At 70.1% G+C, this 18,645-nt stretch carries 17 protein-coding genes and 1 pseudogene; 9 read left to right on the top strand and 9 right to left on the bottom strand.

Going from position 1 to position 18,645, the window contains the following annotated elements; all coding sequences use genetic code 11:
* Positions 1-42: 42 nt before the first annotated feature.
* Both serB and AC5P09_RS32260 read right to left on the bottom strand, forming a co-directional pair.
* A complete protein-coding gene (serB, locus tag AC5P09_RS32265; RefSeq protein ID WP_411148753.1) occupies positions 43-1,257 on the bottom strand; it encodes a phosphoserine phosphatase SerB in 1,215 nt (404 codons plus the stop codon).
* A gap of 144 nt (positions 1,258-1,401) precedes the next feature.
* A complete protein-coding gene (locus AC5P09_RS32260; protein ID WP_493877266.1) occupies positions 1,402-3,366 on the bottom strand; it encodes a streptophobe family protein in 1,965 nt (654 codons plus the stop codon).
* Positions 3,367-3,606: 240 nt separating this feature from the next.
* Here AC5P09_RS32260 and AC5P09_RS32255 point away from each other — a divergent pair, with 240 nt between their 5' ends.
* Positions 3,607-6,123, top strand: coding sequence for an ABC transporter ATP-binding protein/permease (locus AC5P09_RS32255; RefSeq protein WP_493877265.1), 2,517 nt, complete (start codon positions 3,607-3,609; stop codon positions 6,121-6,123).
* Positions 6,124-6,199: 76 nt separating this feature from the next.
* Here the strand turns inward: AC5P09_RS32255 and AC5P09_RS32250 are convergent, their stop codons facing one another.
* From AC5P09_RS32250 to AC5P09_RS32240, 3 genes are all read right to left on the bottom strand, one after another.
* Complete coding sequence (locus tag AC5P09_RS32250) at positions 6,200-6,970, bottom strand: transglycosylase SLT domain-containing protein (protein WP_493877264.1); 771 nt, start codon at positions 6,968-6,970, stop codon at positions 6,200-6,202.
* Positions 6,971-7,268: 298 nt separating this feature from the next.
* Complete coding sequence (locus AC5P09_RS32245; protein ID WP_493877263.1) at positions 7,269-8,405, bottom strand: S-adenosylmethionine:tRNA ribosyltransferase-isomerase; 1,137 nt, start codon at positions 8,403-8,405, stop codon at positions 7,269-7,271.
* Entirely contained in the window at positions 8,402-9,097 is a 696-nt protein-coding gene (locus tag AC5P09_RS32240; protein WP_493877262.1) for an SDR family NAD(P)-dependent oxidoreductase, read from the bottom strand. Before AC5P09_RS32240 ends, AC5P09_RS32245 begins: the two co-directional genes overlap by 4 nt.
* Before the next feature lie 185 nt (positions 9,098-9,282).
* Here AC5P09_RS32240 and AC5P09_RS32235 point away from each other — a divergent pair, with 185 nt between their 5' ends.
* From AC5P09_RS32235 to AC5P09_RS32220, 4 genes and pseudogenes are all read left to right on the top strand, one after another.
* Positions 9,283-10,428 (top strand): GAF domain-containing sensor histidine kinase, encoded by a 1,146-nt coding sequence (locus AC5P09_RS32235; protein WP_493877261.1) that lies wholly within the window; start codon positions 9,283-9,285, stop codon positions 10,426-10,428.
* Positions 10,421-11,062 (top strand): response regulator, encoded by a 642-nt coding sequence (locus tag AC5P09_RS32230; RefSeq protein ID WP_493877260.1) that lies wholly within the window; start codon positions 10,421-10,423, stop codon positions 11,060-11,062. Before AC5P09_RS32235 ends, AC5P09_RS32230 begins: the two co-directional genes overlap by 8 nt.
* Positions 11,063-11,219: 157 nt before the next feature.
* Complete coding sequence (gene chpE / locus AC5P09_RS32225) at positions 11,220-11,465, top strand: chaplin ChpE (protein WP_266442001.1); 246 nt, start codon at positions 11,220-11,222, stop codon at positions 11,463-11,465.
* Between the two features lie 189 nt (positions 11,466-11,654).
* Positions 11,655-11,896, top strand: a pseudogene (locus AC5P09_RS32220) (chaplin).
* A gap of 98 nt (positions 11,897-11,994) precedes the next feature.
* On the opposite strand, the gene AC5P09_RS32215 reads toward AC5P09_RS32220, so the two are convergent.
* Positions 11,995-12,783, bottom strand: coding sequence for an Rv1486c family protein (locus tag AC5P09_RS32215; protein WP_493877259.1), 789 nt, complete (start codon positions 12,781-12,783; stop codon positions 11,995-11,997).
* Positions 12,784-12,934: 151 nt separating this feature from the next.
* On the opposite strand from AC5P09_RS32215, the gene AC5P09_RS32210 reads away from it, so the two are divergent.
* From AC5P09_RS32210 to AC5P09_RS32200, 3 genes are all read left to right on the top strand, one after another.
* Positions 12,935-13,732 (top strand): ABC transporter ATP-binding protein, encoded by a 798-nt coding sequence (locus tag AC5P09_RS32210; protein WP_053755163.1) that lies wholly within the window; start codon positions 12,935-12,937, stop codon positions 13,730-13,732.
* A gap of 84 nt (positions 13,733-13,816) precedes the next feature.
* Positions 13,817-14,248 (top strand): NfeD family protein, encoded by a 432-nt coding sequence (locus tag AC5P09_RS32205; protein ID WP_307673807.1) that lies wholly within the window; start codon positions 13,817-13,819, stop codon positions 14,246-14,248.
* A 141-nt stretch (positions 14,249-14,389) separates the two neighbouring features.
* Positions 14,390-15,349: an SPFH domain-containing protein gene (locus AC5P09_RS32200; protein ID WP_266442014.1), complete on the top strand. Its 960-nt coding sequence runs from the start codon at positions 14,390-14,392 to the stop codon at positions 15,347-15,349.
* 69 nt (positions 15,350-15,418) lie between these two features.
* Here AC5P09_RS32200 and AC5P09_RS32195 read toward each other — a convergent pair whose 3' ends face one another.
* From AC5P09_RS32195 to AC5P09_RS32185, 3 genes are all read right to left on the bottom strand, one after another.
* A complete protein-coding gene (locus tag AC5P09_RS32195; protein WP_307673806.1) occupies positions 15,419-15,925 on the bottom strand; it encodes an HNH endonuclease in 507 nt (168 codons plus the stop codon).
* A gap of 146 nt (positions 15,926-16,071) precedes the next feature.
* Complete coding sequence (locus AC5P09_RS32190) at positions 16,072-16,611, bottom strand: YbhB/YbcL family Raf kinase inhibitor-like protein (protein ID WP_493877258.1); 540 nt, start codon at positions 16,609-16,611, stop codon at positions 16,072-16,074.
* Between the two features lie 43 nt (positions 16,612-16,654).
* Entirely contained in the window at positions 16,655-17,437 is a 783-nt protein-coding gene (locus AC5P09_RS32185) for a sporulation protein (protein WP_266442020.1), read from the bottom strand.
* 210 nt (positions 17,438-17,647) lie between these two features.
* Here AC5P09_RS32185 and AC5P09_RS32180 point away from each other — a divergent pair, with 210 nt between their 5' ends.
* Entirely contained in the window at positions 17,648-18,289 is a 642-nt protein-coding gene (locus AC5P09_RS32180) for a DNA-3-methyladenine glycosylase (RefSeq protein ID WP_493877257.1), read from the top strand.
* The last annotated feature ends 356 nt before the right edge of the window (positions 18,290-18,645 follow it).

Here is an 18,645-nt window from a genome sequence, read left to right as displayed (position 1 = left end):
CATGGTTCCGGGCCCTTCACAGCTCTGCTTGCGGGGACGGGCTCAGATCTCCTCGTGCATGTCCGCGGCCTCGACCTCTTCGCGGGTGACGCCGAGCAGGTACAGGACCGTGTCGAGGAACGGCACGTTCACCGCGGTGTGCGCGGCCTCCCGCACCATCGGCTTGGCGTTGAAGGCGACCCCCAGGCCGGCCGCGTTGAGCATGTCCAGGTCATTGGCGCCGTCGCCGATCGCCACCGTCTGCGCCAGCGGTACGCCCGCCTCCGCGGCGAACCGGCGCAGCAGCCGCGCCTTGCCCGCCCGGTCCACGATCTCTCCGGTGACCTTGCCCGTCAGCTTCCCGTCGACGATCTCCAGCGTGTTGGCCTGCGCGAAGTCGAGCCCGAGCCGCTCCCGCAGATCGTCCGTGACCTGCGTGAACCCGCCCGAGACGACGCCCACTTGGTAGCCGAGGCGCTTCAGCGTACGGATCAGCGTGCGCGCGCCCGGGGTCAGCCGGACCTCGCTGCGCACCTTGTCCACCACCGAGGCGTCCAGCCCCTCCAGGAGCGCCACGCGCGCGTGCAGCGACTGCTCGAAGTCCAGCTCGCCGCGCATCGCGGCCGCCGTCACCTCGGCGACCTCGTCCTCGCAGCCGGCGTGCGCGGCGAAGAGCTCGATCACCTCGTCCTGGATCAGCGTCGAGTCCACGTCCATGACGATCAGGCGCTGGGCACGGCGGTGCAGTCCGGCCGCGACGACCGCGACATCGACGCCGAGCGCCGCCGCGTCGGTCACCAGGGCGGTGCGCAGCGGCGCGGTCTCCACGCCGGACACCGCGAACTCGACCGCGGTCACCGGATACTTGGCGAGCCGGAAGATGCGGTCGATGTTGCCGCCGACCTTGGTGATCTTCGCGGCGACCGCCGCCGTCGCCTCCGCGGTGAGCGGATGCCCGAGCACGGTGACCAGGGAGCGCCCCAGCCCGCGCGGACGGTTGTCGCCGAGGCCCGAGATGATCTCGGCCTGCATCTTGATCGACTCCGCCCAGCTGTGGACGGTCGCCCGCAGATCCCCCTCCAGCCCGCTGGGCGGCGCGGTCACGAGCGCGCACAGCACCATCCGGCCACGGGTGACGACCTGCTCGATGTCGACCACGTCGACGGAGTAGGCGGCGAGGGTGTCGAAGAGTCCGGCCGTGATGCCCGGCTTGTCCTTCCCGAAGATCTTGACGAGAAGGGTGGGGACGTCAGAGGTCGAGGTCTGCGAAGCGCTCATGGTGTTCCCACCGTATCCGGCACGCAGTGCCTTCCGCGCCCGAGGTCCGCCTGACGGACACGGAACACTGGGTGTCGGGCCGGTGGCGCCGACCTTACGCGCCGACCACGTCTTCGCTGCACACGGCCCTGCGGCCGCGTTGGGTCACCGGCGCCCCTTCGGCCTCCCAGGAGGCGGGGGAGGCGGGGGAGGCGGGGGAGGCGGTGGTGGGGGAGGCGGCGGCGGTGGCCGCTCGCCCGAAGCGGACGACGGCCGTTCCCCGGGCGGCTTCCGGGGCGACCGCGGCGGCGGCCCGATCGGCCGGGCCACCGTGGGCGCGCCGTACACGTCGTCGCCGGGCGAGCGCGGACCGTCCGGTCGGCGCGGCTCGTCGGGCGGGCGCGCGTCCTCCGGTTCCCGTAATGCGTCCGGCATTCGCAGATACGGATTGGTCGCCGGGTTCGGCGGCCGGTACGACGAGCTGGGGACGTACGGCCCGGACTCGCGCCCGGACTCGCCCGCGTAGGGAGCCCTTCGCTGTTCCTCATGAGGATCACGGGCCTCACCTGCGTACGGCCCCGTCGGCTGCCCCGCGTACGAGGCACGCCCAGCACCCGCGACCGTCACAGAAGGCCCGGCACCCCCCGCCACGTCCCGCCACCGCCCGTCACCCAGTGCCAGCGGCGCCGCCTGTCGCCCCGCCGCCCCGGTCGCCCGGGCCAGCAGCGCACCGGCGGCCCCCACACCGGCACCCCACAGGGCGCCGAGGAGCAACGCCATGCCGAGATTCCCGCTCAGGTTGATTCCCGCGCCGAACGCGTCGAACCCGAGCACGGACAGCGAGGCGTCCACGGACACGCCCGTCAGCCAGGCGAGCAACGGCAGGGTCAGCGCCGTGGCGATGCCCAGCCGCAGCGCACACCGCCCGGCGAAACCGAGGGCACCCTGATCCCGTACGCCCTGATCCCGTACGCCCGGATCCTGCGGATCCCGTACGACCGCGGAACCGCCGCCACCCCCGGCGGTCACCGGCGTCCGCACCGCCGTCAGCACCCCGGCCAGCAGCATCATCAGCGCCGCCGCGACCCCCAGCAGCCACACCCGCCCGTCGAGGTCCGCCAGCCGCCCCAGGGTCACGGACTGGTCGGAGCCGGAGTTCAGCAGCTCGTCCATCGGAGCCGGCAGGAAACTCGTCAGCACCCCCGTCGCCCTGCCGTCGAACGGCACGAACAGGCCGATCGGGATGCCCAGCCACACACCGTTCGGCGCCCCCAGCAGCGCCGCCCCCGCGATCCGCTTCGGATGGTCGTCGCCGATCGCCGCGTACCCCGCCGCCGCGAACCCGGCCGCCACCGCCACCAGCAGAACCGTGACCAGGGCGGAGGCGGCCGGCCGTACGACTCGGTGCACGCTCTCCCAGCCGCGCGGCAGGGGAGTACGACGGGACGCCAGCAGGGCGATCAGCAGGATCCCGACCGACCAGCCGAGCCCGCCGAGCAGGGTCGGCGCGGTGTCGACGGTGAAGCCGACCGCCGCCTGCGCGTCGACGAGGTCGCCGATCTGGTCGGGCAGCAGCCCTCCGATGTCCCCGACGTCGCCCACCCCGGGGATCTCGATGCCGCCCCCGCCTCCGCCCGGCAGGTCGTCGAGTCCCAGTGCGCTTCCGTCGATCGTGATGACATCGTGTCCCGCCCAGGCCAGCCCGCCCAGCATCGCCACGAACAGCGCGACCACCGCGCCCGCGCGAGCGAGGAGTTCGGCGGGCGCGATCACAACTCCCGCCCCGCGCAAGGACCTTAGGAAGAACCACGACAACAGCAGTGCTCCGACCAGGCTCACGCCCAGTGGCGTGATCTCGATGGCGGTCGCCGCCTCCGCGCCCGTCAGGCCGAACGCGGACACATCGCCGGACGGTGTGACGGAACCACCCGCCCCAAGAGCCACCACCGCCGCGGTCATGGGCCCGAGCGAGCCCGCCGTATCGGCTTCGAGCAGGTGCAGCCCGAGCGCCGCCGTGCCCGCCATCCCGATCAATGCCCAGCTCACGGCGGCGATCGCGGACAGCAGGATGTCTCCCCAGGGCAGCCTCGCGCCCGGCTTCGTGATCTCGACGCTCATGGACGCACTCATGGCAGACCCCCCGATCCGCGGCGCGGCCGAGTCGCCGCGCATGTCCCCCTCGCGTGGATTACCACTCTCCGGTCCGGTTTCAACCCCGTCAACGGAAACGGCCGAAGCGGGCGTACGCCGTCTTCACAAGGCCCGACTTTCGGTCAGGGGGCCGAGCCTGAAATAGTTCCCGACGATGTTCGACATCCCTAGACTCCCTGTGTTGGGGGTAATTCGGGGGACTACTCAGTGGGGCATGGAGTGCCGGAACTCGTACTGGAATTGAATGGACGGACCTGGACGCTCGACCCGTCCAGGCCATACACCCTCGGCCGTGATCCGCAGGGGGACGTGGTGCTCGACGATGCCAGGGTCTCCTGGCGTCACGCCACGATCAGCTGGAGCGGCCGCAGTTGGGTCATCGAAGACCACGGCAGCACCAACGGCACGTTCGTGCAGGGGCAGCGGATCCATCAGCTGGAGATCGGCCCGGGCTCGGCCGTGCACCTGGGCAACGCGACCGACGGTCCGCTGCTCAGCCTCTCCGGATCCGCGGCCGCCGTGGCGTCGCCGCAGGTCCAGCCCCAGCAGCAGCCGTACGCGGCGCAGGGCGCGAATCCCGGCTGGGCGGCGGCACCACAGGCACCGCAGCCGCAGGCCCCGCAGGACGGCTGGCAGCAGCCGCAGCAGGCCGCGCCGCAGATCCCGCAGCAGCAGGGCCCCGGTGGTGGCGCGGGGGCGCCGCCGGTCTACGGCGACCGCAGCCCGACCACGTTCCACCAGTTCTCGCTCGGCCGCGTCATGCGCATCGGCCGCGCCCTGGAGAACGACCTGGTGGTCTCCGACCTCCAGGTCTCCCGCAACCACGCGGAGTTCCACGCCACACCCGACGGCCGCTACGAGATCCGCGACCTGGGCTCGCACAACGGCACGTACGTCAACGGCCAGCCCATCACCAAGGGCGGCACGCAACTGCTGGGCCCGAACGACATCGTCGGCGTCGGCCACTCCACGTTCCGCCTGGTCGGCGACCGCCTCGAGGAGTTCGTCGACACCGGTGAGGTCTCCTTCTCGGCCCGCCATCTGACCGTCACGGTCGACGGCGGCAAGCAGATCCTCAAGGACGTCTCCTTCGGCGTCCCGGAGAAGTCGCTGATCGCGGTCATCGGCCCGTCCGGCTCCGGCAAGTCGACCCTGCTCAAGGCGCTGACGGGTTACCGCCCCGCCAACCAGGGCGACGTCCTCTACGACAACCGGAACCTGTACAAGCAGTTCGCCGAGCTGCGCCAGCGCATCGGTCTGGTCCCGCAGGACGACATCCTGCACAAGGAACTGACCGTCAAGAAGGCCCTCAAGTACGCGGCCAAGCTGCGCTTCCCCGCGGACACCAGCACACAGGAGCGCGACCAGCGCATCGACGAGGTGCTGCGCGAGCTCAAGCTGGACATCCACAAGGAGAAGAAGGTCACCTCCCTCTCCGGCGGCCAGCGCAAGCGCGTCTCCGTGGCCCTGGAACTGCTCACCAAGCCGTCGCTGATCTTCCTGGACGAGCCGACCTCCGGCCTCGACCCGGGCATGGACCGCGACGTCATGCAACTGCTGCGCGGCCTCGCCGACGACGGCCGTACGGTCCTCGTCGTCACGCACTCCGTGGCCGAACTGGCGATCTGCGACAAGCTCCTGGTGATGGCACCCGGCGGCAGCGTCGCCTACTTCGGTCCGCCGGAGGAGGCGCTGAACTTCTTCGGCTACGACACCTGGGCCGACGTCTTCTCCGCCTTCGAGAACTACCGCGACTACGACTGGGCGGGCCGCTGGAGGGGCTCGCAGCACTACCAGATGTACGCCGCGGACATCGACGCCGTCGCACCACAGTCCGTACAGATGCCGCCGATGCAGGCGATGAAGCCGCCGAAGCCCCAGGGCTGGATGTCCCAGTTCGTCACACTCGTGCGCCGCTATACGTCGGTGATCGTCTCCGACAAGGGCTTCCTGGCGCTGATGGTGATCCTGCCGGCCGTCCTGGGCGCGGTGAGCCTGCTCATCGACTCCGGCAACAGCCTGCTGCCCAACCCGGCCAATCCGAAGACCGGCCGGATCATCCCGAACGGCACGGCCACCACGGTCCTGCTCATCCTCGCGGTCGGCGCCTGCTTCGCGGGCGCCGCGAACTCCGTGCGTGAGCTGATCAAGGAACGGGTCATCTACGAGCGGGAGCGCGCCACCGGCCTGTCCCGGTCGGCGTACCTGATGTCCAAGGTGTTCGTGCTCGGCGTGATCACCGTGTTCCAGGGCCTGCTGGTCGGCGTCATCGGGTTCGCCAGCCGGGAGATCCCCGAGCAGGGCCTGATCCTCGGCAGCTCCACCATGATCGAACTCTCCATCCCGATCATGGCGCTGGGCTTCGCCTCGATGATGTTCGGCCTGGTCATCTCGTCGCTGGTGAAGACGGCCGAGAAGACCATGCCGCTGCTGGTCATGTTCGCGATCATCCAGGTCGTGTTCACCGGCTGCCTGTTCACCCTGAACGGCGCCGTCGGCGTCAACGAGTTCTCGTACCTGATGCCGTCCCGCTGGGCGGTCGCCGCCGCGGGCGCCACGCTGGACTTCAACAAGATCAGCCCGCCCAAGGAGGGCGGCGACATCGACCCGCTGTGGGAGCACACGGTCGGCGCCTGGGGCATGGACATGGCCGCCCTGATCATCCTCGGAGTGATCTGCGGCTTCTTCGTGGCCCGCTTCCTGCGCCGCCACGAGCCCGAGGTCATGCGCAAGTGATCACTGTCGTACGACGGTGAAGGGCGGCACCCCGACCGGGGTGCCGCCCTTCGGCGTAGGAGAGGTCCGCGCGGCCTCAGTACGCGCCGTTGACGTTGTCCATCGAGCCGTACTTGTCGGCCGCATAGTTGGCGGCGGCGGTGATGTTGGCGACCGGGTCGTAGATGTTCCAGGACGTGCCCGGGACGTGGTACGCCTCGAAGGTCGGCGGGATGACCTGCAGCAGCCCCTTCGACGGGATGCCGTTGATGGCGTTGATGTCCCAGTTGTTGATCGCGTTCGGGTTGCCCGAGGACTCCCGGAGGATGTTGCGGTGCAGGCCGTTGTACGAGCCCGGGATGCCCTTGGACTTCATGATGTCCAGGGACTCCCTGATCCAGCCGTCCAGGTTGTTGGCGTAGGTCTTCGCCGCGACGGGCTTGACCGCGGCGCGCTTGGCGGACCGGCTGGCGGCCTCATTCGCCTTGCGCGCCTGCTCGGCCTTCTTCTTGGCGGCGGCTTCCGCGGCCTTCTTCTTCGCGGCGGCCTCTGCGGCCTTCTTCTTGGCTGCGGCGTCGGCCTTCGCCTTGGCCTCGGCTTCCGCCGCGGCCTTCTCCTTCGCCGCGGCGGCCTTGCCCTGCAGGCTGTCGCCGGCGAGCTGCTCGGTGACACCCGACTGCAGGCCGTTGAGCTGCTCGGAGCTGTAGGCCACGCGCGCCGGGGCGGCGGCGGCCTCGGAGGTGGTCGTCTGCCCGCCGGGAACCGTCGTGAACACGATGGCGGCAGCGCCGAGCGTGGCGGCGCCGGCGATCGCGATCCGGTGCGTACGGGTCAGGGCACGATTTCGAGACTTGATGTTCAGGGGCATGCGGATGGACCTCTTCGAATAGCGCGGAGGTCGCTCAACGTCCGGTGTCGGACCGGGGTGCTTCCGGCACAAACGCCGCGGGCGGAACCCACGGCGCTGAGCGACGGGTGCCATTCTTAGCGGCCGCAAAATGCCCAGGCAAAGGTGTGACGTACGAAGCCGGGTAGTGGATCAGGGGAGGGCAAAACGGGACAGACCAGAACGTCTGCCCCGTTCACGCGGGAGGCCTTTGTCTCCTATTTCACCTAGTACGTGATCTGCGCCCTATGTGCGGGCTCACATCGGCGGCACAGCGGTCTCACCAACAGTTGCTGGCGCAATGCTCTGCGTGAGGCCTCTCCTCCGGAAGGACGAGGTGCACGTCCCCGAACTCGTGCCACAGGTACCGCCCCCGCAGCGCCTCCTCATAACCGCGGTCGATCGCCGCCCGCCCCGCGACCGCCTCCAGCATCAGCAGATGCGACGCCTCGGGCTCGTGCAGCCCCGTCAGCAGTCCGTCCACCACCCGCACCCCGCGCTCCGGAGTCACCACGAGACCGGTCCACCCCGCACGCGCGCGTACGACCCCGTCGGGCCCGGCGGCCGACTCCACGGCCCGCACGGCGGTCGTCCCCACGGCCACGACCCTGCCGTCCCCCGCCTTCACCGCGTTGATCAGCCGCGCCGAGGCCTCGGGCACCGCGAACCGTTCCGGGTACGGCGGCTCGTGCGCCTGAGCCGAAGCCACCCCGGTGTGCAGCGTGACCGGCGCGAACTGCACCCCCCGGCTCACCAGCTCCGCCACCAGCCGCGCGGTGAAGGGCCGCGCCGCACTCGGCATCTCCGCACTGCCCGCACTGTCGGGCGACGGCAGCGCGAACACCGTCTGGTACACGGACAACGGCTGGTCCCGCTCCGTATAGGAGTAACGAATGGGCCGCCCGCGCTCCCGCAGCAGACCGAGGATCTCCGCCCCCGCCACCCGCGCCCACCACAACCGTCGACTGTGCGCGCTCACCGGCTCCTCCAGGACCAGCCGCCCACCCCCTGGCAGCCTCACCTCCGTCCCCGCCGGCCCGCCCGCCCGTCGCCCGCCACCACCCTTCCAAGGAGCGCTTCGCGCCCAGCCTGTTTTACGCGGGCGCGTGGTGCCCTTCTCGTCGGGATCCCGCAGCTCGACCGCCCACCGCCCGTCGTCCCCGCGGGTGGAGAAGTGCACCACCACGCGCGCGTGCCCGATCCGCCCGTCGACGGCGGCGGCCAGCGTGGGCGAGGTGTTCACGACGAGCACGTCCCCGGCCCGCAGCAGCCGGGGCAGCTCCACGAACGCGTGGTGCGACACCTCGGTCCCCCGCGACACGAGCAGCCGTACGGCATCCCGGTCGAGCCCCGGCCCCCGCTGCTCGACCGGCACCCGCGCCGACAGCTCCTCCGGGACATGTACCGCCAGCGTCATCGCTCCTCCAGCAGAGCGGGGGCCCCGTAGCGCCCGCTCACGGGCCGCTCGTCCAGCAGCCGCAGGAACGCCGGCACCACACCGGCCGGCTCCGGCCGCGGATCCCTGTCCTCCGGTACGGCGGCCGCGTACAGGTCCGTCGCCATGTCGCCGGGGTCGACCGCCCACACCCGCAGCCCGGGTTCCTCCTCGCTCAGCACCGCCGCGAGATGGTCCAGGGCCGCCTTGGACGCCCCGTAGCCGCCCCACGTCTCGTACGCCTCGGCAGCCGCGTCCGAGCTGACCCCGATCACCGTTCCCGCCTCGGAGGCCCGCAACAGCGGCAGCGCCTCCTGGACGAGCCCCAACGCGGCGACCACGTTGACCTCCAGTACCCGCCGCAGCCCGTCCAGGGGCAGCTTCTCCAGCCGTACCAGCGGCTCGGCGCCCAGCGCGCTCGCGTTGTTCACCAACAGGTCGACCCCGCCGAACTTCCACGCGGCCGCCACCAGCTCGCTCCGGTGCCCGGCGTCCGTGACGTCCCCGGGCAGGGCCGTCACCCGCGTCCCGTGCCTGGAGACGGCCTGCGCCGCCTCCGTGAGGGCCTGGGCGCCTCTGGCGTCGAGCACCAGATCCCAGCCCCGGGCGGCCAGCGCGTCGGCCAGCGCCCGTCCCAGTCCCTTCGAGGCCCCCGTGATGATCGCTACCGGCATGACACACGTCCCCTCGTCCTCGACGCCTCCTGATCGGCGTGCCCCCAACGTAGGAACCGGGCCGCGGTCGCCGCCTCGGACGCGGGCCGCAAGCCGCGAGGCCCTTCGCCCTAGGTCTCCCGGCGTAGGAGGCGGCCACCACAGGTCGGATACGGACTGTCACACCCCGCCGGTACCGTGAGGGCATGAGTCAAGGCCCCCGGTCCGGCCTCGCCGCGGTGAGCTCCGCGCTGCTGGCCATGAGCAGGCACCTCGAGGTGCGCGACGTCCTCAAGACGATCGTCGCCTCGGCCCGCGAGCTGCTCGACGCGCAGTACGCCGCCCTGGGAGTGCCCGACGACCACGGCGGCTTCGCCCAGTTCGTGGTCGACGGCGTCAGCGACGCCCAGTGGAAGGCCATCGGGCCCCTCCCGCGCCAGCACGGCATCCTCGCCGCGATGCTGCGCGAGGCCAGGCCCGAGCGCCTCGCCGACGTGCGCAAGGACCCCCGCTTCGAGGGCTGGCCGTCCGCCCACCCCGACATGTCCGACTTCCTGGGCCTGCCGATCCGCGACGGCGACGAGGTCATCGGCGCACTGTTCCTCGCCAACAAGAACTGTCCGAAGCCAGAAGGCAGTTGCGGCTTCACCGAGGAGGACGAGGAGCTCCTGTCGATCCTCGCCCAGCACGCCGCGATCGCCCTCACCAACGCCCGCCTGTACGAACGCAGCCGCGAGCTCACGATCGCCGAGGAACGCTCCCGGCTCGCCCACGAACTGCACGACGCGGTCAGCCAGAAACTGTTCTCACTGCGCCTGACCGCCCAGGCCGCCGCCGCCCTGGTCGACCGGGACCCGTCCCGCGCCAAGGGCGAGCTGCAACAAGTGGCCGTACTCGCCGCGGAGGCCGCCGACGAACTGCGCGCGGCGGTCGTCGAGCTGCGCCCCGCGGCACTGGACGAGGACGGCCTGGTCGCGACCCTCCGCACCCACATCCAGGTCCTGGACCGCGCCCACGCCGCGCGCGTGACCTTCGTCGGCCGCGGTGTGCGCGCCCTGCCCGCCGCCCAGGAGGAGGCCGTGCTGCGCGTCGCCCAGGAGGCCCTGCACAATGCCCTGCGGCACTCGGGCGCCGAGCACGTCGACGTGACCCTGGACCGGCGCGGCGGCGGAGCCGTCCTGCGGGTGACGGACGACGGCGGCGGCTTCGACCCGCAGGGGATACGCCGTGCGGGACGCCACCTGGGCCTGGTCTCCATGCGGGACCGGGCGAGTGGGGTCGGCGGCGCACTGACCGTGGAATCGGCGCCCGGCAAGGGCACGACGATCGAGCTGGAGGTCCCCGGTGGCTGACGCAATCAAGGTGCTGCTCGTCGACGACCACCAAGTGGTCCGCCGGGGCCTGCGCACGTTCCTCGAAGTGCAGGACGACATCGAGGTCGTGGGCGAGGCGGCCGACGGCGCCGAAGGCGTCGCCCGCGCCGAGGAGCTGAAACCCGACGTCGTCCTCATGGACGTCAAGATGCCGGGCATGGACGGCGTCGACGCGCTGCGCAAACTCCGCGAACTGAACAACCCCGCGCGCGTGCTGATCGTCACCAGCTTCACCGAACAGCGCACGGTCGTCCCGGCCCTGCGCGCGGGCGCCGCGGGGTACGTCTACAAGGACGTCGACCCCGAAGCCCTGGCCGGCGCGATCCGCTCCGTCCACGCGGGACACATCCTGCTCCAACCCGAGGTCGCGGGCGCGCTGTTGTCCCAGGACGAGAACAACTCCGGCCAGGGAAGAGGCGGTTCGCTCACCGAGCGGGAGCGCGAGGTACTCGGGCTGATAGCGGACGGCCGCTCCAACCGGGAGATCGCCCGCGCACTGGTGCTCTCCGAGAAGACCGTCAAGACGCATGTCTCCAACATCCTGATGAAGCTCGACCTGGCGGACCGCACACAGGCCGCCCTGTGGGCCGTACGCCATGGTGTGGCCGGCTGAAATACTGTTCAGATGACAATGTGGAGCGTTCCGCTCCGGACTGAGATTCATACCGTCGTGGGAATGTCCCCCGGATGGCGCATCCTTTGCGGATCTCCGCCGTTCTCCAGTGCGTGCTGCGGCGACTGCCGCGGCAATCGCTAGGGAGGGCTCAGAAGTGAAGAACCTGAAGAAGGCAGCGGCCGTGACGATGGTGGCCGGCGGACTGATCGCCGCCGGTGCCGGTATGGCCTCCGCCACCGACGGTGCGATCGCCGACGGCAAGGCCGTGGGCTCGCCGGGCGTCGCCTCGGGCAACCTCGTTCAGGCTCCGGTGCACGTCCCGGTGAACGCGGTCGGCAACAGCGTGAACGTCATCGGTGTGCTGAACCCCGCCTTCGGCAACCTGGGCGTCAACCACTGACGCCAGTCGCCGAGCAGGTCATGACTTCGGCCTCCCGGGGGTTCCCCCGGGAGGCCGGTCAGCTTTTGGTGCGAATGATCCGAACGGGCCGTTGCCTTGAAATCCCGTGCCGTTCCGGAGCTCTCCGGCGTTGATCAGCGCACGACCCGCGGCCGGGTCGGACACGCAAACGCAGGAGGAACGCTGCTCATGAACATCGCCAAGAAGGCTGCCGTGGCCCTGACCGTCGCAGGTATCGCCGCCGGCGCCTCCGCCGGCGCCGCTGTCGCCGACGCGGGGGAGGCGACGCCGTGGCCGCGGCGTCGCCGGGCGTCGGTTCGGGCAACGTCGTCCAGGTCCCGGTGCACATCCCGGTGAACGTGGTCGGCAACACCGCCAACTTCATCGCTCTGCTGAACCCGGCGTTCGGCAACCAGGGCGTGAACGACTGACGTCGCCCACCGACGAGAAGCCCCGCGAGTCGACGACGACGCGCGGGGCTTTCGTATGTCACCGTCCAGCCCGCGCCGGTCACCAGCGCGGCCGACGCTCAGCGAACGCCCCGCTCCCGCTCCTCCACATACGCGTTGTACGCCGCCACGGTCGCCCGCCGGGCCGTCCGCTCCACCGGCCGCAGCGCAACCCCCCGCGCCGCCATCTCGGACGCGCTCACCGCACCCCCGGGACCGTTCTCGTACGCCAGATCAACCAGCAACCCCACCCGCTGCGCCAGCTCCAGCACCCGCACCGCCCGCGGCGGATACCCCGGCGCCAGCACCTCCCGGCCCCGCTCGGCCCGCGCCCGATACGCACTGATCGCAGCCTCGGCCACCGGCCCCGACCCGGCCACATCCAGCCGCGTCAGCACCTCGGTCGCATCCCGCAGCGCCTCCGCCAGCTCCCGCTCGGCCTCCCCGAGCGACGGCACATCGGCGGGCGGCGCCTCCCGCACGGCCAGGCAGTGCCACACGACCTCGACATGGACATCGCCGTCGGGTCCGGCCGCGTACACCTCCGGCACCAACCCGAGCGCGGCGCCGTAACAGATCACCGCCTCCTCGGCCTCCAACGCCCGCGCGTTGAAATCCGGCGGTCCGCTCAGCCCCAGCGGATGCCCGGGCGCGGGCAGCGCGACCCGCAGCCCCGTCACGCCGAGCGACCGCAGCCGCCCCAGCGCCAGCGTGAGACCAACGGGCGCCGACTCACCCGGCAGCCCCTCCACCCGGTGCACCGCGTCCTCGCCGACAATGGCGAGTACGGCGTCGTCCGGTGAGACAAGTCCGGCCAACAGGGCATTTCCCCAAGCGGCAAGACGTCCAGATCGTGGTTCCGAAAGCATGCCTCCACCCTAAGGACCGGACCGATGGAATGGAGCGGGCGACCGGTGGCGTAGATTTCTTCGAGGGCTGCGCCCACCGGCGCGGCGGACCGCGCCACAGGCGAACGCGACAGCCGAGACCGGCCACACTGCAAGGGGAGACAACGCGCTCATGAGCGATGTTCTGGAGCTTCAGGACGTATCCGTGGTCCGCGAGGGCCGGGCTCTGGTGGACCAGGTCTCCTGGTCGGTGAAGGAGGGCGAGCGCTGGGTCATCCTCGGCCCGAACGGCGCCGGCAAGACCACCCTCCTGAACGTCGCGTCCAGCTACCTCTACCCCAGCAAGGGCACCGCCACGATCCTCGGCGAGACCCTGGGCACGCCCGGCACCGACGTCTTCGAGCTGCGCCCGCGCATCGGCATGGCCGGCATCGCCATGGCCGACAAGCTGCCCAAGCGCCAGACCGTCCTGCAGACCGTGCTGACCGCCGCGTACGGCATGACCGCCGGCTGGCAGGAGGAGTACGAGGAGATCGACGAGCAGCGCGCCCGCGCCTTCCTCGACCGCCTCGGCATGAGCGACTACCTGGAGCGCAAGTTCGGCACGCTCTCCGAGGGCGAGCGCAAGCGCACCCTGATCGCCCGCGCCCTGATGACCGACCCCGAGCTGCTGCTTCTCGACGAGCCCGCCGCCGGCCTCGACCTCGGCGGCCGCGAGGACCTCGTACGCCGTCTCGGCCGCCTCGCGCGCGACCCGATCGCCCCCTCGATGCTCATGGTCACCCACCATGTCGAGGAGATCGCCCCCGGCTTCACCCACGTCCTCATGATCCGCCAGGGCAAGGTCCTCGCCGCCGGACCGCTGGAGCTCGAACTCACCTCTCGCAACCTCTCGCTCTGCTTCGGCCTTCCGCTCGTCGTCGAACAGGTCGGCGAGCGCTGGACCGCTCAGGGCCTCCCGATGGCCTGATCCTCCGAACTCCCCGGGCAATAAGGGTGTTCCGACGCTCCGGCGCCCTGTTGGTGGCAGGTGTCCCGGACCTACCATGACCATGTGAACGACATCGATGCATGGGTGTGGTGGCTCGTCGGCGCGGTGGCGCTCGGAATCCCGCTCGTGGTGACCGCGATGCCGGAGTTCGGCATGCTCGCCGTGGGCGCTGCTGCCGCGGCGGTCACCGCCGGAGTCGGCGGGGGCGTCACCGTCCAAGTACTCGTCTTCGCCGCCGTATCGGTCGCCCTGATCGCCGTCGTGCGGCCCATCGCCGCCCGGCACCGCACACAGCGACCCCAACTCGCCACCGGCGTGGACGCGTTGAAGGGCAGACAGGCCGTAGTGCTGGAGCGCGTCGACGGCGCCGGCGGCCGCATCAAGCTCGCCGGGGAGGTCTGGTCCGCCCGCTCCCTCGCCACCGACCGCGCCTACGAAGTGGGCGAGGAAGTGGACGTCGTGGAGATCGAGGGCGCAACGGCGATCGTCATGTGACCTCGCAGGACGCGGGCATGACGTAACTGAACCGAACGCCCCACGAGGCACACGACGGTCTGTCACACTCGACCAGCAAGATCTTCAACAGACATAAGATCTTCCGAAAGCGCCGAGGCAGAGAAGGGCACGGGGAGCACGATGGAACCGGTCATCATCGTCTTGATCATCTTGGTGGTGTTGGTCTTCATCGCCCTCATCAAGACGATCCAGGTCATCCCGCAGGCGAGCGCCGCCATCGTGGAGCGCTTCGGCCGCTACACGCGGACGCTCAACGCGGGCCTCAACATCGTCGTCCCGTTCATCGACACCATCCGCAACCGCATCGACCTGCGTGAACAGGTCGTGCCGTTCCCGCCCCAGCCGGTGATCACCCAGGACAACCTGGTCGTCAACATCGACACCGTCATCTACTACCAGGTGACCGACGCCCGGGCCGCGACCTACGAGGTCGCCAGCTACATCCAGGCGATCGAGCAGCTCACCGTCACCACGCTCCGCAACATCATCGGCGGCATGGACCTGGAGCGGACCCTGACCTCCCGCGAGGAGATCAACGCGGCCCTGCGCGGCGTCCTCGACGAGGCCACCGGCAAGTGGGGCATCCGCGTCAACCGCGTGGAACTGAAGGCCATCGAGCCCCCGACCTCCATCCAGGACTCGATGGAGAAGCAGATGCGCGCCGACCGCGACAAGCGCGCCGCGATCCTCACCGCCGAAGGTACGCGGCAGGCCGCCATCCTCACCGCCGAAGGCGAGAAGCAGTCCCAGATCCTGCGCGCCGAGGGCGAGGCCAAGGCTGCCGCCCTGCGCGCCGAGGGCGAGGCCCAGGCCGTCCGTACGGTCTTCGAGGCGATCCACGCCGGTGACGCGGACCAGAAGCTTCTCTCCTACCAGTACCTCCAGATGCTCCCGAAGATCGCCGAAGGCGACGCCAACAAGCTCTGGATCGTCCCCAGCGAAATCGGCGACGCCCTCAAGGGCCTGTCCGGCGCCATGGGCAACTTCGGCCCCTTCGGCGGCGATTCGGGCGGCGGAGGCAACTCCGGCAACGGCGGCGGCTCGGGTACGGAGCGCCGCGAGAAGCCGTCGATCGACTGACAACTGACGTACGAGACTGGGGCCCACCTCCCGACGGAGGCGGGCCCCAGCTCTACGAAAGGGTGCGGCCTAGGCCGCCGGCTGAGCCAGCCACTCCGGCAGCGCCCCGAAGTCCTCGTTGCCCAGCGACAGCAGCATCGCGTCCGCCGGACTCGGCTCGAACGGCAGCCGCAACAGCGGCATACCCGCCTCCTCCGGAGTCCGGTTCGCCTTGCGGTGGTTGTCCTGCGCACATGAGGCCACCGTGTTCAGCCAGGTGTCCTGACCCCCCTGCGACCGCGGCACCACGTGGTCCACGGTCGTCGCCCGCCTGCCGCAGTACGCGCACCTGTGCCGGTCCCGCACCAGGACACCCCGCCTCGACCATGGGGCTTGTCTTCGGAAGGGCACCCGTACGTACCTGCACAGCCTGATCACCCGGGGCGCCGGTATGTCGACCGCGGCTCCGCGCATGCGCAGTTCGGGGTGGGACTGCTCCACAACGGCCTTGTCCTGAAGCACCAGAACGACGGCTCGGTTCAACGTCACCGTCGACAGCGGCTCGAAGCTCGCGTTCAGTACCAGCGTGTCCCGCATGACCAGCCCACCTCCCGTGCGCACCCGCCCACCCCTCGGCGGACTGGGATCAACTCTGGCCGGGCACGCCGAGATGGACAACGAAATAAAAAGTGCCCGCCCCTGATCACTTCCAAGACCAGGGGCGGGCAAACGTTCCATGAACGTCAGGCTTCGGCGGGCACCTCGTACTCACCGATCAGCTGCGCACGCGCGATCGCGTGGAACCGCAGATTGAAGCCCACGAAGGCGGGAGTGGCATCCGCGTCCGGACCCAGCTTCTCCTGGTCCACGGCATACACGGTGAACACGTACCGGTGCGGCCCGTCCCCGGGCGGCGGCGCGGCACCACCGAAGTCCTTCGACCCGTAGTCGTTGCGCACCTGCACGGCGCCCTCCGGCAGCCCTTCGAACTTGCCGCTGCCCGCGCCCGCCGGCAACTCTGTGACCGAGGCCGGTAGGTCGAACACGACCCAGTGCCAGAAGCCGCTGCCCGTAGGGGCATCGGGGTCGTAGCAGGTCACGGCGAAGCTCTTGGTCTCAGGCGGAAAGCCCTCCCACCGCAGCTGCGGCGAGGTGTTGCCGGCCGCGTAGACCTGAGCGTCCTTGAGCGTCGCACCCTCCTCGACGTCCTCGCTCGTCACCGTGAACGACGGGACGGGCGGATGGAAGTCATGGGGGAGCGGCCGCCGCTTGAGCTCGGTCACCTCGGTACCTCCTGAATCGGTTCTGGAGTCAGTGGTTCCGAGCCTAGAACCAGTTGCGCTTGCTGCCGACCTCGGACAGCCACTGGTTGAGGTACGCGACCCAGTCCGTTCCCTGGTAGTCGTTCAGACCCACCTGGAACGAGCGGAACGTGTCGCTGCTCTCGCTGAAGAGGCCCGGCTTCTTGTCCATCTCCAGGACGACGTCCATCGCGTTCTGGTCGGCGACGAAGCTCAACTCGACCTGGTTCAGACCCCGGTACTGCTGCGGCGGCAGGAACTCGATCTCCTGGTAGAACGGCAGCTTCTGCCGCGTACCCCGGATGAGACCGCGCTCCATGTCCGCGTTCTTGAAGCGGAAGCCCAACTGGATGAAGGCGTCCAGGATCGCCTTCTGCGCCGGCAGCGGGTGCACGTTGACCGGGTCCAGGTCACCGGAGTCCACCGCACGCGCGATCTCCAGCTCCGTGGTCACGCCGATGTGCATCGAGGGCAGGGCACGCCCGTCGATCATCGTGATCGGCGTCTCCCACGGGATCTCCAGCCCGAAGGGAACGACGTGCACGGCCTGCGCCTTCAGCTCGAAGGCACCGCCGAGCCGCTGCTTCGTGAACTCGATGTCCTGCTTGTACTCCTGGTCGCCGCTCTCGACCTCGACCTTGGCCTGCAACCCGACCGACAGTGCCTCGATCTGCTGGTCGACCGACCCGCCCTGGATCCGCACCTCGCCCTGGACGACACCACCCGGAACGACGTTGACCTCGGTCAGCACCGTCTCCACCGAAGCCCCGCCGGCCCCCAGGCTCGCGAGCAGCTTCTTGAACGCCATGTCTCTCCCTCTCCAGGCGGCCCCTAGGGCACCACCTGTTCCATCGGTTCCGTCGTCCTGCTTCTTGCGCTTCCGGCGCTTCACGCGCGCGGGTCCTTGATCCATACAAACGCGATCCGACCGCACCCGGTTCCGGCCTCTCACCCTGGCAAGGCGAACGCCCCCTGACCACCCCATCGCATGCACGCGTCTGCACTACCCTCGGACGGCATGATCGCGACCCCCGACCGTACGCCCCTGCCCAGAGAGTTCTTCGACCGACCCGTACTGGAGGTCGCCCCCGACCTCCTGGGCCGCATCCTCGTACGCACCACCTCGGACGGTCCGATCTGCCTGCGCCTCACGGAGGTCGAGGCCTACGACGGCCAGAACGACCCCGGCTCCCACGCTTATCGCGGCCGCACGGCCCGCAACGGCGTGATGTTCGGTCCGCCCGGGCATGTGTACGTCTACTTCACCTACGGCATGTGGTTCTGCATGAACCTGGTGTGCGGTCCAGAGGGGGAGTCGAGCGCCGTCCTCCTGCGCGCCGGCGAGATCGTCGAAGGCGCCGAGCTGGCCCGCAAACGTCGGCTCTCGGCCCGAAACGACAAGGAACTGGCCAAAGGACCGGCTCGCCTGGCCACGGCCCTGGGCGTGGACCGCGCGGTGGACGGCACGGACGCGTGCGCCGCCGGGGACACACCCCTGCGTGTCCTGTCCGGCACCCCCGTGCCCCCCGACCAGGTGAGCAACGGCCCGCGCACCGGAGTGGCCGGCGACGGTGGCGTTCATCCCTGGCGCTTCTGGATCGCCAACGACCCGACGGTGAGCCCGTATCGGGCCCATGTGCCCAGGCGCCGCCGAAGTTGACTCGCCCTCGGCAGGCGCGTAACGTAGCCCGAGCCGCTTGAACCGGGTACGGCGATCGCCTGCAGCCGGAAGCGGCCAAACCACTACCTACGACTCCCCTTCGCTGGGGGCCAATTCGGCGTGCTTACATGCCTGAATTCGGAACTCGCAGGACTCGATTATGAGTTGGCGGGGGAGTCGGCTAACGTAGTGAATGTCGAAAGGCCGACAGGCGAAAGCCGAAGCCTTGCGGCGAATCCCACCAACAGGGAATCGGGTCCGAATGGATCTGGTAGAGTTGGAAACGCAAGACCGAAGGGAAGCGCCCGGAGGAAAGCCCGAGAGGGTGAGTACAAAGGAAGCGTCCGTTCCTTGAG

This window comes from Streptomyces sp. a15 (assembly GCF_059026085.1).
The sequence above is the reverse complement of the archived record's forward strand: the minus strand, read 5'-3'. Positions and strand labels throughout refer to the sequence as shown.

What these genes read in the sequence shown, in the direction of transcription:
- serB (WP_411148753.1), bottom strand. Translation starts at nt 1,257, where the DNA reads ATGAGCGCTTCGCAGACCTCGACCTCTGACGTCCCCACCCTTCTCGTC.
- AC5P09_RS32260 (WP_493877266.1), bottom strand. Translation starts at nt 3,366, where the DNA reads ATGAGTGCGTCCATGAGCGTCGAGATCACGAAGCCGGGCGCGAGGCTG.
- AC5P09_RS32250 (WP_493877264.1), bottom strand. Translation starts at nt 6,970, where the DNA reads ATGCCCCTGAACATCAAGTCTCGAAATCGTGCCCTGACCCGTACGCAC.
- AC5P09_RS32245 (WP_493877263.1), bottom strand. Translation starts at nt 8,405, where the DNA reads ATGACGCTGGCGGTACATGTCCCGGAGGAGCTGTCGGCGCGGGTGCCG.
- AC5P09_RS32240 (WP_493877262.1), bottom strand. Translation starts at nt 9,097, where the DNA reads ATGCCGGTAGCGATCATCACGGGGGCCTCGAAGGGACTGGGACGGGCG.
- AC5P09_RS32235 (WP_493877261.1), top strand. Translation starts at nt 9,283, where the DNA reads ATGAGTCAAGGCCCCCGGTCCGGCCTCGCCGCGGTGAGCTCCGCGCTG.
- AC5P09_RS32215 (WP_493877259.1), bottom strand. Translation starts at nt 12,783, where the DNA reads ATGCTTTCGGAACCACGATCTGGACGTCTTGCCGCTTGGGGAAATGCC.
- AC5P09_RS32210 (WP_053755163.1), top strand. Translation starts at nt 12,935, where the DNA reads ATGAGCGATGTTCTGGAGCTTCAGGACGTATCCGTGGTCCGCGAGGGC.
- AC5P09_RS32200 (WP_266442014.1), top strand. Translation starts at nt 14,390, where the DNA reads ATGGAACCGGTCATCATCGTCTTGATCATCTTGGTGGTGTTGGTCTTC.
- AC5P09_RS32195 (WP_307673806.1), bottom strand. Translation starts at nt 15,925, where the DNA reads ATGCGGGACACGCTGGTACTGAACGCGAGCTTCGAGCCGCTGTCGACG.
- AC5P09_RS32185 (WP_266442020.1), bottom strand. Translation starts at nt 17,437, where the DNA reads ATGGCGTTCAAGAAGCTGCTCGCGAGCCTGGGGGCCGGCGGGGCTTCG.
- AC5P09_RS32180 (WP_493877257.1), top strand. Translation starts at nt 17,648, where the DNA reads ATGATCGCGACCCCCGACCGTACGCCCCTGCCCAGAGAGTTCTTCGAC.